General features: G+C 49.6%; 13 protein-coding genes and 2 pseudogenes. 11 read left to right on the forward strand and 4 right to left on the reverse strand.

Translation table 11 applies throughout. From position 1 onward, the window contains the following. Position 1: 1 nt before the first annotated feature. The 5 genes from V1603_RS12320 to V1603_RS12340 are packed head-to-tail and all read left to right on the forward strand — an operon-like array spanning position 2 to position 5885. Positions 2-721 carry a C40 family peptidase gene (locus V1603_RS12320; protein WP_333488557.1) on the forward strand — a complete coding sequence of 240 codons (720 nt, stop codon included), beginning with the start codon at positions 2-4 and terminating at the stop codon, positions 719-721. Then, positions 714-1331 carry a tail assembly protein gene (locus V1603_RS12325; RefSeq protein ID WP_395312695.1) on the forward strand — a complete coding sequence of 206 codons (618 nt, stop codon included), beginning with the start codon at positions 714-716 and terminating at the stop codon, positions 1329-1331. Before V1603_RS12320 ends, V1603_RS12325 begins: the two co-directional genes overlap by 8 nt. A gap of 53 nt (positions 1332-1384) precedes the next feature. Beyond that, positions 1385-4945, forward strand: a complete 3561-nt coding sequence (locus tag V1603_RS12330) for a host specificity protein J (protein WP_395312696.1) — start codon at positions 1385-1387, stop codon at positions 4943-4945. Further along, on the forward strand, positions 4939-5247 hold the full coding sequence (locus V1603_RS12335) for a hypothetical protein (RefSeq protein WP_047749202.1): 309 nt from the start codon (positions 4939-4941) through the stop codon (positions 5245-5247). The genes V1603_RS12330 and V1603_RS12335 overlap by 7 nt, the downstream gene beginning before the upstream one ends. After that, positions 5244-5885, forward strand: a complete 642-nt coding sequence (locus V1603_RS12340; RefSeq protein WP_395312697.1) for a hypothetical protein — start codon at positions 5244-5246, stop codon at positions 5883-5885. Before V1603_RS12335 ends, V1603_RS12340 begins: the two co-directional genes overlap by 4 nt. Here V1603_RS12340 and V1603_RS12345 read toward each other — a convergent pair. Beyond that, the gene (locus V1603_RS12345) at positions 5850-6212 is read right to left on the reverse strand and encodes a hypothetical protein (protein WP_333488553.1); all 363 of its coding nucleotides are present in this window, start codon (positions 6210-6212) and stop codon (positions 5850-5852) included. The genes V1603_RS12340 and V1603_RS12345 overlap by 36 nt on opposite strands. Positions 6213-6338: 126 nt before the next feature. Between V1603_RS12345 and V1603_RS12350 the strand changes: the two genes are divergently transcribed. Beyond that, the gene (locus V1603_RS12350) at positions 6339-7925 is read left to right on the forward strand and encodes a tail fiber domain-containing protein (protein WP_395312698.1); all 1587 of its coding nucleotides are present in this window, start codon (positions 6339-6341) and stop codon (positions 7923-7925) included. Between the two features lie 61 nt (positions 7926-7986). On the opposite strand, the pseudogene V1603_RS12355 reads toward V1603_RS12350, so the two are convergent. Further along, positions 7987-8457 (reverse strand): annotated as a pseudogene (locus V1603_RS12355) (phage tail protein); the annotation flags it as partial. A gap of 403 nt (positions 8458-8860) precedes the next feature. Between V1603_RS12355 and V1603_RS12360 the strand changes: the two are divergent. Together V1603_RS12360 and V1603_RS12365 are read left to right on the forward strand one after the other, a co-directional pair. Then, on the forward strand, positions 8861-9418 hold the full coding sequence (locus tag V1603_RS12360; protein ID WP_047174609.1) for a recombinase family protein: 558 nt from the start codon (positions 8861-8863) through the stop codon (positions 9416-9418). A 79-nt stretch (positions 9419-9497) separates the two neighbouring features. Beyond that, complete coding sequence (locus V1603_RS12365; RefSeq protein WP_048979566.1) at positions 9498-9854, forward strand: hypothetical protein; 357 nt, start codon at positions 9498-9500, stop codon at positions 9852-9854. 170 nt (positions 9855-10024) lie between these two features. On the opposite strand, the gene V1603_RS12370 is transcribed toward V1603_RS12365, so the two are convergent. Further along, the gene (locus tag V1603_RS12370; protein ID WP_223563169.1) at positions 10025-10465 is read right to left on the reverse strand and encodes a hypothetical protein; all 441 of its coding nucleotides are present in this window, start codon (positions 10463-10465) and stop codon (positions 10025-10027) included. A 379-nt stretch (positions 10466-10844) separates the two neighbouring features. On the opposite strand from V1603_RS12370, the pseudogene V1603_RS12375 reads away from it, so the two are divergent. From V1603_RS12375 to V1603_RS12385, 3 genes and pseudogenes are all read left to right on the forward strand, one after another. Then, positions 10845-11015: pseudogene (locus tag V1603_RS12375) on the forward strand (NADP-dependent isocitrate dehydrogenase); the annotation flags it as partial. A 77-nt stretch (positions 11016-11092) separates the two neighbouring features. Continuing rightward, on the forward strand, positions 11093-11440 hold the full coding sequence (locus V1603_RS12380; protein ID WP_116340601.1) for a DUF1304 domain-containing protein: 348 nt from the start codon (positions 11093-11095) through the stop codon (positions 11438-11440). A gap of 69 nt (positions 11441-11509) precedes the next feature. Further along, complete coding sequence (locus V1603_RS12385) at positions 11510-11755, forward strand: DUF2543 family protein (RefSeq protein ID WP_163328873.1); 246 nt, start codon at positions 11510-11512, stop codon at positions 11753-11755. Position 11756: 1 nt separating this feature from the next. On the opposite strand, the gene V1603_RS12390 is transcribed toward V1603_RS12385, so the two are convergent. Further along, the gene (locus V1603_RS12390; protein ID WP_192981661.1) at positions 11757-13256 is read right to left on the reverse strand and encodes an EAL domain-containing protein; all 1500 of its coding nucleotides are present in this window, start codon (positions 13254-13256) and stop codon (positions 11757-11759) included. Positions 13257-13443: the final 187 nt, after the last annotated feature.

The following is a 13443-nucleotide window of genomic DNA, read 5'->3' on the forward strand; positions in this document are numbered from 1 at the left end:
AATGCGTGAAAAATTGCTGGATGCTATCCGTCAGCACGTCGCTGCTGAATACCCCAAAGAAGCCTGCGGCCTGATTGTTCAGTCAGGCCAGCAGCAAATCTATATTCCCTGTCGCAACGTTGCCGATAAACCCGAGGAGACATTCACGCTCTCCCCGGAAGACCAGCTCGCTGCCCGCGCGCGCGGTGAGATCATCATGCTCATTCATTCCCATCCGGATGTGGTTCGGCTGGTGCCCTCAGAGCTGGACCGGATCCAGTGCGACTGGTCGGGTATTGAGTGGGGGATCATGTCCTGGCCGGACGGGGATTTTTGTACGATTTCCCCGCGTGAAGACCGGGATTATGCCGGGCGGCAGTGGATGCTGGGTTATGCGGACTGCTGGTCGCTAATCCGTGAATATTATCTGCGCGAATACGGCATTGTTCTCGGGGACTATTCGGTACCTTACGAATGGTGGGAGAGTGGCAAGGAGCGGCTCTACGACGACAACTGGGAGCGCGAGGGATTCGTTGAGATTGCCGCCGGTGCAATGCAGCCCGGTGACATCATCATGATGAGTGTGCAGGCATCGGTGACTAATCACGCCGCGGTATATGTGGGTGACAACATCATTCTCCATCATCTGTTCGGGCATCTTTCTTCGCGAACGCCTTATGGAAAATATTATCGCGACAGAACGGTCCGGGTGGTCAGGCATAAGGACCGAATGCATGGTTAAGACGCTTATTCTCGAAGGGAAAATGGCTAAAAAATTCGGTAAACGCGTTCAGTTTGATGTTGCCGACCTGCGCGAAATGCTCAGGGCCATGTGTTCACAGGTTCCCGGATTCAAAAAATATATGTCGGAAGCTCATATGAAGGGGATCCGCTTCGCCTTTTTTAACGGTGACAACAATATCGGGCTGGAAGAGTTTGATATGACCCGCGGTGGAAGCATGTACCGGATCGTGCCCGTTTATGAGGGGGCCAAAAATTCAGGCGTCCTGCAGATAGTTGTCGGCGCCGTTGCGCTGGTCGCTGCATTCTTTACCGCCGGTGCGAGTATGGCAGCCTGGGGGGCGGCGATGAGTGCAACAGCCATCAGCGCCACGTCAATTTTGACCGGGGTCGGGGTGTCAATGATGCTGGGTGGCGTTGTCCAGATGCTCACGCCCCAGCCATCCTTCGGCGCGGGTAAATCCTCCAGCACGGACAACACGCCTAACTACGCCTTCGGGGCGCCGATCAATACCGTCGCTATGGGGCATCCTGTCCCCCTGGCCTACGGTCTGATCGAGGCAGGGGGAGCGATAGTCAGCGCCGGTATGTACTCGAGCGATCAGCAGTAGGCCAGCGGCCACTAACGTAAAGGTGCTTCGGCATCTTTTTTTATGGGTGAAAAATGCAGCTTCTTAAACAAGAAACCATCCTGCAGGGTGCCAAAGGGGGAGGTGGCAGTTCCCATACTCCGGTTGAGCAGCCAGACGATCTGCTGTCGGTCGCAAAGTTAAAAATGCTCATTGCCGTTTCTGAGGGGGAAATACAGGGCGACCTGACCGCTCAGAACATTTTTCTCAACGATACGCCGCTGGCAAACGACAGCGGGGAATACAACTTCAGCGGCGTGAAATGGGAGTTCCGCAAAGGCACACAGGACCAGACCTATATTGCCGGGATGCCCCAGGTCGATAACGAGCTGGCGGTGGGCACAACTGTCACCACCACCGCCCCCTGGACACGCCAGTTTACCAACCTTTCCCTGGATGCCATCCGCATCAAGCTCAGCCTTCCGGTCCAGTATCTCTATAAAGATAACGGCGATATGGTGGGCACGGTTACCGAGTATGCGATCGATTTATCAACGGACGGCGGCACATGGAAAACGGTTGTAAACGGCAAGTTTGACGGAAAGACCACGACGGAATATCAGCGTGACCACCGTATCGATCTGCCAAAATCCACGTCCGGCTGGTCTGTCAGGGTCAGGCGTATTACGGCTGATGCCAGCGGATCAAATTCGAAACTGGTTAACGCCTTCAAGGTGTTTTCGTATGCGGAAGTCATCGACAGCAAGCTTCGTTATCCTTTAACCGCGCTCCTGTATGTCGAAGTGGACAGCAGCCAGTTCAACGGCAGCGCGCCGAAAGTGACCTGTAAGATAAAAGGCAAGCTGATTAAGGTTCCGGATAATTACGATCCGATAACCCGAACCTATTCTGGTTCATGGTCCGGCGGGTTCAAAATGGCCTGGTCCAATAACCCTGCCTGGATCTTTTACGATCTGGTTCTGGATGAAATTTACGGCATGGGCACGCGCGTGGATGCGTCCATGGTGGATAAGTGGGCGCTGTATTCAATCGCCCAGTACTGTGACGAAATGGTTTCCGACGGGGCCGGTGGCACCGAACCGCGTTTCACCTGCAACGTTTTCATTCAGAGACAGGAGGACGCCTGGCAGGTACTTAACGATCTCGCCGCGGTATTTCGTGGAATAACGTTCTGGGGCAACGATCAGATTTATGTCCAGGCAGACGTCCCGCAGGACGATGTTGACTGGGTTTATAACGCCTCAAACGTTATCGATGGGCTGTTTACTTATGCGGGCGGCTCATACAAGAATCGCTACAGCTCCTGCCTCGTGTCCTGGTCTGATCCGCAGAACCATTACAGCGATACCGTTGAGGGGGTCTACGATTCAGAGCTTGTAGAGCGTTACGACGTCAGGCAAACGTCCCTGACCGCAATCGGCTGCACCTCGCAAAGTGAAGCGCACCGGCGCGGTCGCTGGGTATTACTCTCCAATGCCAAAGACGGGACCGTATCGTTTGGAGTGGGGCTGGACGGCTATATTCCTCTGCCCGCTGAAATTATCGGTGTCGCCGATCCTTTCCGTTCCGGAAAGGAGAACGGGGGCCGCATAGTGGCGGTCAATGGCCGCCAGATTACGCTGGATCGAGAAATAGATTACACGGCGAAAGACCGGCTGGTGGTTAACCTTCCCGACGGAAAAGCCCAGACGCGGACAATCAGCGCCGTGAGCGCCGATAAAATAACGGTGACGGTGGCTACGGCCTTCAGTCAGGCACCTGCCGCCGGTGCTGTGTGGGCGATAGACAGTGATAACCTCGCGATACAGTACTTCAGGGTCACCTCAATCGCGGCTAACGACGACAGCACAGGCGGTTTCACTATTACGGCCGTTCAGCACGATCCAAACAAATATCGTTACATCGATGACGGCGTTCGGGTCGAGTCGCCCCCGATCACCGTCACGCCGATAAGCGTCCTGTCTGCTCCGAAGAATATCGTGGTGACTGAGAGCGATCATGTGTCTCAGGGGCTGACTGTAGCAAGCCTGGACGTGTCATGGGATAAGGTAGAGGGCGCAATCCGGTATGTTGCCCAGTGGCGTAAGGACAACGGGGACTGGATAAACGTTCCGGTTACCAGCGCGCAGGGTTTCTCGGTTCAGGGCATTTATTCCGGCAGCTATGACGTGCGCGTCCGGGCGCTGAATGCGCAGGATACGTCGTCACCATGGGGATACGGTGAAACAACTTATCTCTCCGGTAAAACGGGAAAACCGGGTACTCCGCTCAACTTCCTGGCGACCGAAGATGTGGTCTGGCATATCGACCTGACCTGGAAATTTCCGGATGGCTCAGGCGACACTGCCTATACAGAGATTCAGCGCGCCACAACTGCCGACTACGCCAATCCTGAACTGCTGGTCCTGGTGCCGTACCCGGCTGCTGATTATCAGCATGGCCCCATGCCTGCCGGCGTTCGCCAGTGGTACCGCGCGCGCCTGATTGACCGTATCGGTAACGCCGGGGACTGGACCGACTGGGTCATGGGCACGTCCTCGATAGATGTCAGCGAAATAACCAATGATATTCTGGAGGATATGAAAGAGTCGGAAACGTTCAAAGACCTGATCGAGAATGCAGTGGACAGCAATGAAAAAATTGCAGGCATGGCTAACGATATCAAACAGGCCAACGACGAACTGGAGCAGCAGGCGAAGGATATCGCCAAAAATGCCCAGGACGTCGGGAAGGTTCAGACCAGCGTTAATGAGCTTTCCAGCACGGTCGGGAATGTTTCGTCTTCACTCAGTCAGCTTGAGCAGGCCGTTGCGACGGCTGATACCGCCCTGGGCCAGCGAATCGACAGCATCAGTGTGTCTATGGACGGCATGACGGGCGGTGTCAAGAACTCAGCCATTGCCATTATCCAGAACGGGCTGGCGCAGGTGGCTGCGCGTAAAACCCTGTCTGCATCGGTCGCCGGCAACAGTGCGCAGCTGGATCGTATTGATGAGGTAATCGTTAACGAGAAGGAGGCAACGGCGCGCGCTCTTCTGAGCCTGCAGACGGACGTCAATGGCAACAAGGCATCCATCAACAGCCTGAATCAGACGTTCTCCGACTATCAGCAGGCTACGGCCACGCAGATAAACGGCATTACGGCGACCGTGAACGGGCATACCTCCGCCATCACCACTAACGCTCAGGCTATAGCCAACGTTAATGGCGAACTCAGCGCGATGTACAACATCAAGGTTGGTGTCTCCAGCAACGGGCAGTATTACGCCGCGGGGATTGGTATCGGCGTGGAGAATACGCCATCCGGCATGCAGTCGCAGGTTATCTTCCTGGCTGACCGCTTCGCCGTCACTACGGCAGCAGGAAACAGCGTGGCGTTGCCATTTGTGATTCAGAATGGGCAGACGTTCATCAGGGCCAGCTTCATCCAGGACGGTACCATTGAGAACGCCAAAATCGGCAACTATATCCAGTCGAATAATTATGTGGCTGGATCTGCAGGCTGGAAGCTTGATAAGGGAGGAACGTTCGAAATTAACGGAGTGGCCGGGGGCGGGAGGATGCTGATATCCAGCACTCTCATTCGCATCTACGACAGCAACAACGTGCTGCGCGTCAGAATGGGGTTATGGTGATGCCACAGGGTTTGCAATGCTGGGACGGTGCAGGCCGTATTGCCGTTGATTTAAGTGATTATGCTATCCGGTATATTGGAAGCACGTCTGTAACATTTGCAGCGGGGGAAACGGCTAAGGACGTTTCCTTTTCCGGGGTAACGCAGGACGGGTCATTTATATCAATCGTATCGGCGAGTTCGGCAGGAGTAATAAATGAATATTATTGCCGGGCTTTTAATGGTGGCTTTACCGTTTTTTATTTACCGAGCGGCGGCAGTATTTCGATAACTCTTAATATGGAGGTTTATAACTTTCAATGAGTGGATTCGAAGTTTATAACAGCGCTGGAAAATTGCTGGTTGATTCACAAAACAGGTCGACACTTTTTTATGATCAGCGTGCGCTCGGTGCAGTGACTGACAAAGGTTATTACCACGTGGATAGCCCGTTCGGAAACGGAAGCACGCTGGGTATTACCCAGCCGCAATTCTGGAATGATGGGAGTTTGCGCTGGCTGCAGCTGGATACAAATAAGTATGGCTTACCAGGCGCTGACCTTCTGGAAGACAATGCGGGCAGTATGATACGCACGTCCAGAAACGTTGGAATGCAGAGCGGATATCTGGATGTTTTCGACAGCGCGGGGAATCTTATCTGGAGCGCCGCCTCGGCATCGAAAATGCCGCGCGTGGTGGGCTTTTTCGACGTGCCTGCCAATTACGATCTGCAGAACAATACCTTTGCGATAAACCTGGGTTTTAATCCGTGGATTCTGGTTAACAACTGCCCAGGCAACCTCAGTGACGACGGAACTGTCGTTGGTTATTCAGGAATCGTACTCAAATGGACAGGCTCACAGCTGCAGGGGAGGTATATCACAAAAAATCAGCGCAACTGGAGCCAGACACTTCAGGGGCGAGGGCTACGAATTCCCATCGCTCAGTTTGTCGGAATTTGATACGGGCGGGACGCGCGGGTATTGAGTAGCGATCATGTTTTGCTTCACACCTTTTGCCGGTTCGAAGCGGTATACGACATCAAGCGTATCCGTTTTCTTATAACAGATATTGCTTAGCCGCTTATTTATATGTCGGCTGAAAATGCCATTGCTGCTGTCTGAAATTACGTTAACTTCCCTCTTGGCACAGTCGATATTTACGTGAATATCTCCCCCCAGGGATAAGCGCGCCGCATCCACCGGGTAATCCATTTTAAAGGCATAGTCTCTGTCTTTATCGGCACAGCCGGCCGCCAGCAAAAGTGCCACGGCGAATAATCGTTTCATTTCTACATTCCTGTATCTGCGGGAATATCCATTTTATTCGAGTTTAAAAAATAGTCAGATTGATAAGGGCGATCAATTTTACATTATTGATCGCTTTAAACGATCGTTATTATCGTGAGGTAGTTCATGCTTTATAACACTGGCACTATTGCTATCAACGGAAATATCGCCACCGGAACGGGTACGAACTGGGCTGCGCCAGCCAGTCAGGTCCGCGCTGGCCAGACGATCATCGTCATGTCTAACCCGGTGCAGATGTTCCAGATTTCATCTGTGAACAGCGCCACGTCAATGACGGTTACGCCTGCTGCTTCCCCGGCGCTGAGCGGCCAGAAGTATGGAATACTGGTGTCCGACAACATCTCTGTCGACGGACTGGCACAGGCGATGTCGCAGCTTATCAAAGAGTATGACGAGAACATTGGCGCGTGGGAGACATTTGCCACTACCTCAGCAAACCAGACCATCACCGTTACCATCAACGGAACCTCCGTTATTATTCCAAGTATTGGCGCGCTTGCCAGAAAGGGGTCTAACAGCGATATCACCGAGCTGAAAGGGCTCACTACTGCGCTTTCTGTTGCACAGGGCGGGACTGGGGCAAAGACCGAAGCTGACGCTCGCACAAACCTCGGTTTGGGAAACAGCGCCACCAAGAACGTTGGAACGGCTGCCGGAACCGTGGCGGCCGGGGATGATTCGCGGTTGAATACTGTCGATAAAAAAACAGGGGGAAATGTTACCGGCAGTTTGATGGTAACTCAGGGAAATAGTATTGGAGTATCCACGCAGGAAGGTGGTGATAAGGCTGTTAAGCTATACAACATTACAGGGGATGGGACTGTCGGAAGTTATGTAAACGCAGTGGGAGGGGCCTGGTATAACGGGAACTGGTCTCTTGGCGGCGTTCGTGGGAGCGGAACTAATTTAGACAGAGCGCAATTAAATGTTAATAGCGGAACTGGTACGGCGGGTTCATTTTTGTTTTACCCGGATGAGAGATTCAAATCATCTTCGTGTGGAGCTGATGGGGCTGGTTATGGTGGCTCCTGGTCAGACATTAATACATGGCAAAGAAATATCTCTTTTTTTAGGGGTAACGTAGCTGTTAATAATGATGCTGGTTTTATTCCCTTTGCCCGCTGGCATAGTCAATGCAGTGGCGGATATTCCTCCACAGTAGGGCTTGGTTCTATAGCTACCGGGCCTAGTTCGTGGGCGGATGTAGCAATAACAACACTTGGTGATGGTGGTTCTGCCGGACAGCGTATATTTCAATTCACGACAGCAAACGGTGATATTTATGCCAACGCTGGTGGAAATCTTTCCGGTAACTATATTTTCCAGAAGCAGCCTAACTGTGATATTACGCTAAAGCACGATGTTAAATATGATGATGGTTATCAGTCATACTCGAATATAAAAAAACTCCTGCCAGCAACTTACGTCTACAACGATGACCCTCGTGAGAGGGTTCGCCGGGGCATCATTGCCCAGGATGTCATGAAGATTGACAGCGAGTACGTCAAACTGGTTCCTGCATCACCGGCTTTCGATAGAGAAGGCAACAGGATTGATGCTGATGATACATTGGCGCTTGATACGAACGTCATTATGCTTGATACCGTGCTGGCCCTGAACTACGTCATCAAGAAGCTGGAGGCTACACAGAACGAGCTGGAGGAGCTTAAGCTAAAAATAGCGGCATCATGAAGCCTGAGCATAAAGCCGCAGCCCGTTCCGATATATGACGGGCTGCATTTTTTCAGGGGCCTTACTCTTTTACAGGAGCTCTCGTTATATCTTTCTGTCGTTGATTCCAGATGCTGTCCGCGGGCATTTCCACTCGAATACTAACAAACTGGTCACGGGGAATATCGACCGGATCGCCCTCGTTGATGCCCTGCAGCTCGTTCCTGGCGAACGCTGGCGCTTGCAGGTGTGTGCGATGATAGGTTTTCACCAGCACCGAACCGTCAGCATGAACCTCATAATCCAGCCAGATAAGAGGCTGTTTGTTACGGTCGGTGGGTATATCAAAACCGCCGTCAATGCCGCCCCAGGCTGCGTCTGAGTTCAGTCCCGCGCATCCCTCAACAAGATATTCACCTGTGGCCAGACGCGTTACAGTACAGCCCTCTGATTCATCGTTGGTCAGGTATCTGCCATCTGAAAAGAGGTTAATCACAGGTGAGGCAGCTTTCAGTGTTCCATCACTGGACTTTGTGGTATTGCCGTTATGATAAACCTCGGTTTGGGAAGTAGCGCGACGAAGGACGTGGGAACAGCTGCAGGAAACGTAATGCAGGTGGGAGCGTTTGGCCTGGGTAATAGTTCAGCGCAGGTAATTACTGACGTGTGGGATAAATCATTAGGCAGCAGGTTTATTATGATGTCTCCATCAACTTCAGGCGGGCCACAATATTACTCTATGGGTATTAGAATATCTGAGCGCAGTTGGGGAAATGGCCCAAATGATGTTTCCCAGCAATCATTTTCTGCATTCTCGATGGGAGGAAAAAGATTCACATGGATGACAATGGCTGATGGCGTCGATTCTGGGTGGCTAGACGTTTTATAGATTGCTATCAAGCGGCCTGGCCGATAACTTCACCTGATTTTTTTGCTGAAATAACTGGGTGAAAAATATGCAAATTGGCTATGTAAGGGTGTCAACAAATGACCAAAATACGGATCTTCAGCGGCAAGCGCTCGAACGCGCAGGATGTGAACAAATTTTCGAAGAAAAAATGAGCGGAACGGTAGCAAACCGGCCAGCACTAAAAAAGCTTCTCAAGGCATTAAATGAGGGGGATACGCTGGTGGTCTGGAAACTGGATCGGCTTGGGCGCAGCATGCGTAATCTGGTGCTGCTGGTGGACGAACTTCGGCAGCGCGGTATCCACTTTAAGAGCCTCACTGACAGCATTGATACATCCAGCCCAATGGGGCGTTTTATATTTCACATCATGTCAGCACTTGCGGAAATGGAAAGAGAGTTGATTGTGGAACGAACCCGGGCGGGATTGGCTGCGGCAAGAGAAAAAGGGCGAATAGGTGGGCGACGCCCAAAGTTGACCGAAGAGCAATGGGCTCAGGCTGGCAGATTGATCGCAAATGGAGTGGATCGGAAGCAGGTGGCAATTATTTATGATGTAGCGGTATGCACTCTTTATAAGAAGTTTCCAGCTGATCAAACTACCTAGTCGTGACAACTGTCACATAAAACCTTGTTGTTTCAGGGCTAATACCTCTCTAAGATTGATTAAAAAGCGAGGTGTTAAAATGAAAGTAAGCATAAGAAGTATCCATAATCATGGGGATGCGAAAGAGGAATACGTTGTTTTAGATGTGAATGAAGACTGCAAATTACAATATTACATGTTGCAAGATACTACCTACACGAATAACGGTAATATTTCTTCAAAACTGAGGCATTCTTATTGGTTGCCTTCTTATGATGCGAAAAAAGGTGATGAAATAATTATTAATACTCGGTCAGGTAAAAATCTGATACCAGTTAGAGAAAAAGGTGGGAAAAAATTCACCTTCTATTGGGGGTTAAATTCGGCGGTTTGGAATGATGAAGGGGATTGTGCTGTCTTATTTGAGATAAATACTTGGAAGTCAAAGGGCGTATAATTATTATGGGCCTATACGATTTTATCGTTGTCGGGGGTTATTCCCCCATTTTTCCCTAATGATTCCCTGTATAAATTTTAAACATTGAAAACCAGCCGTAAGAGGCTGGTTTTCAATGTTTTTTTGGTCGGCACGAGAGGATTTGAACCTCCGCCCCCCATGACGGATAACTATGGATTTTTCAGTAGTAGTTCATGAGCTTTAGATAACCTTCCTTCGATGGCTTTATATCTCGGGCCAGCCATCACCCCTTCACCCAATTGAAGCCCATTTTCATTATAGAACTTTCTAATCGAGCTAATGTATTTCTCAATAATTTCTATTTCTAAAGAATAGTTTTTGTCCTTCCTGGCTAAAATTGCTACTCTCTCAAAGTAAAATGGGGCAGCCACTAAGCCAACTAAATCCATTTTCTTTAGCTCGGATTCGCAACAACGCATCATCGTGTGCAAATCATTTTTATGTGTTTGAGCTAAGTTGTAAGTCTCTGTTCCATCGACAAGAAGCTCTCCGTTTGTACTTTCGGTCAAAAGCTGGCCGCTGGATTTTCCGAGGAAAGCAAATTCGTCATCAAAAGCCTTATCAAAAAAATCTTTGTGGAACAAACCCATAACTTATCACTCGATATGAATAAATATTAAGTATTTATAGATCATCTTCTACGTAAAATGAATGGTATCTTAGCTAAAACCTTCGCCATTGTGACCTTTCGATAACCGTAATTCATTGATTAATTTTATGTAAAAATTACGGTTTAGTGGCGAAAAATTAATGTATATATTTGATTGTTATGGATAACATGCGTGATTTAAAAACACCTTTGATTTAGCGTACCCAAGAGGAAGATAATTTCTTCAACTGAAAAATGGTTATCAAAACCCAAAAATAATTAAATACAATCAACTGGTTAGCCTGCGGCTAAAAATGTGTGACGAGAGCATTATTTCTGATGTTTTTACTTAAAAATCAATGCGTCATAATTGAATTCATGAAATACTGCTGCGTCATATGGAATGGTTCGAAGCCGCAGACCTGATCGTTAAAGGTATGGAAGGCGCGATTAACGCGAAAACCGTAACTTACGATTTCGAACGTCTGATGGAAGGCGCTAAGCTGCTGAAATGCTCAGAGTTCGGCGACGCGATCATCGCGAACATGTAATCCAGATTCTGGGTTAAATAAGAGCGGGGGCCTGAGGGTTCCCGTTTTTTTTGCCTCTGCCTGCAGGAAATAACACGATGCTCGCTACTGTTCTTATTGCTGTCGTTGCATTCATCCATGTCTACATTCTTGTGCTGGAAATGTTCCTGTGGAACACCAGAACAGGGCACAAGGCCTTTAATTTGCGTCCCGACTTTGCGCGTGAAACCCGCGTGCTGGCCGCGAATCAGGGGCTCTATAATGGTTTTCTGGCGGCGGGCCTGGTCTGGAGCCTCTGGCTTGGCGAAAAAGGCGTCCATGTGGCCATCTTCTTCCTGGTCTGCGTGCTGATTGCCGGTCTCTTTGGCGCAGCGACGGCCAGCCGGAAGATACTGTACGTTCAGGCATTACCTGCTCTCGCGGCCCTGCTTGCGCTGCTTCTCTGACGCAACGCGTTGGTCAACCGTCCGTCGTCGGATATACTTTTGGCTTCACCCTGAAAGGTTAACACTGTTATGAATAACGAAATCCCACTGAAGTATTATGACATCGTCGAAGAATACGCGACGGAAGCGACAAAGCCCGTGAGTGAATCGGAGCAGGACCCGCTGGCGCATTATTTCCAGCTGCTTCTCACGCGTTTGTCGAATAATGAGGAGATTGATGAGGAAGCCCAGCAAGAGATGGCGCGTGAAGCTGGAGTTCATGCCGAACGTATTGATGATATTGCGAATTTCCTCAATCAGTGGGGAAATGAATAACCTACCGAGCGACACCAGTGAGCTGCTTCGCAAGCTCACTCCGGGTGACCGATTTTGAGAAATACCATCCCTGAACGAAAGCCTCGGGATATCTTTCTGCAATAAAGCGATACTGTATTTCGCTCTCAACGCCTTCGAAAACAAGCGTTTTATTCAGTTTTGCGAGGGCGTCACAAAAGATAACAAAAATATTCTGCTTATAATGCTCGCTGATGCCGTCGACCAGCGACTTGTCGATTTTGATCTCATCATATTCCAGAAGAGAGAGTCGGGCCAGGTTTGAGTTTTGCACCCCGAAGTCATCAATGGATATCTTCACGCCAAGCGATTTTAACTCCTTACAAAAATCCTCCAGAATAGTCTCCGTGGAAACGGCTTTTTCAGAAAGCTCGATTTTAACCAGAGACAGGGGAATGTTATTAGCTAAACACAGACGGCGTAAGATGCTGATAAATTGTCCATCTTCTATTTCCGTTCTTCCTACATTGAGCGAAACCACCAGTCGATGTTTAATAACAAGCGGTGCGATATCCGCAAGGGATTTTTCGAGAATATTAATGTAGTATTTTTTATACAGGCCTATTTTTTTGATTAGTGGAATAAACAGTTCCGGTGAGACGTCACCGTATTTTGCATCACGCCATCGGGACAAAACTTCCACACCCACTATTTTTTTATCCTGAATCCTGACAATAGGCTGGTAGTGCACGCCGATAGTGTTGGTAAAAACGGCTTTAACCAGCGTCCGCTCCAGTGAGAATCGATCTTCATTGAGTCGAAAGAAAAATAGCGTTATCGCCACCCAGATAAAACATAAAATGACTGCGAGCACGGTAAACACGACGGGCGACAGGGAGGCCAGTCCCGCATTGTGGTGCTTCACAATGACGCACAAATCCCAGGATGCGCTGCACTGGGTGAGTGTAAGGGTAAACAAAGAGGAATGCAGTCCGCTCTGCTGTTTTAACTCCGGGGTCGCCGAAAAAAATATTCTGCCGAAGTCTTTTGTGGTTGTGCTGAGAGAGTAGTTTGCGGTGACCGGGATGAATTTATCGTAAGCGTTGCGGGAGGTGAAGATAATAAGATTATTATAGATGGCCGCATTGCCGGTAAAAAAATCTTTTCTGGAAAATTGCGCGAGGAGGAATCCTCTGGGCGTTTTATGCAGTTCCGCAGGAAGCGGGACAGGATTAGCGAGTTTTCCCCAAAAAGCGGTACAGATTATTTTTCCCTGTTCTATATAACCGATGTCTGCAAGATAGCGGCTTTCAAGCTTTATCTGCCGGTAGCGATCGAGACTGCTTTTGTCACATCCCTGAGCGCTCAGGCTTTTGAGTGTCTGTGCCACGCTCTGGGTCAAACTTTCCGAATAGTGTAAAAGGGTACGGGAAATTTCAAGCTGCTTGCTTTTCTGCTGACCCACGATAACCGCGTTGACCGCATAAAGAGACAGGAAGACCAGAAACGCTGAAACGATAGCAACGGCAATGATCTTTTTCATTTTCCGGATACCCTGTCTGCTCCCTGATTTCTCAAATCTTAACACAGGCAGGGCAAGCTACAAGCGTGATAATAACGGCAGCCGGGCTACTCCAGAGAAATGAACGCCTGCCTAAGTGCAATTCATTTTCCTCTTAACCAGAGCTTTGTTACAGTGACAACAGTTGTCAGCCAGGGATGACTGGCGT

This window comes from Enterobacter sp. ECC-219, from assembly GCF_043966805.1.
Taxonomy (GTDB): domain Bacteria; phylum Pseudomonadota; class Gammaproteobacteria; order Enterobacterales; family Enterobacteriaceae; genus Enterobacter; species Enterobacter cloacae_N.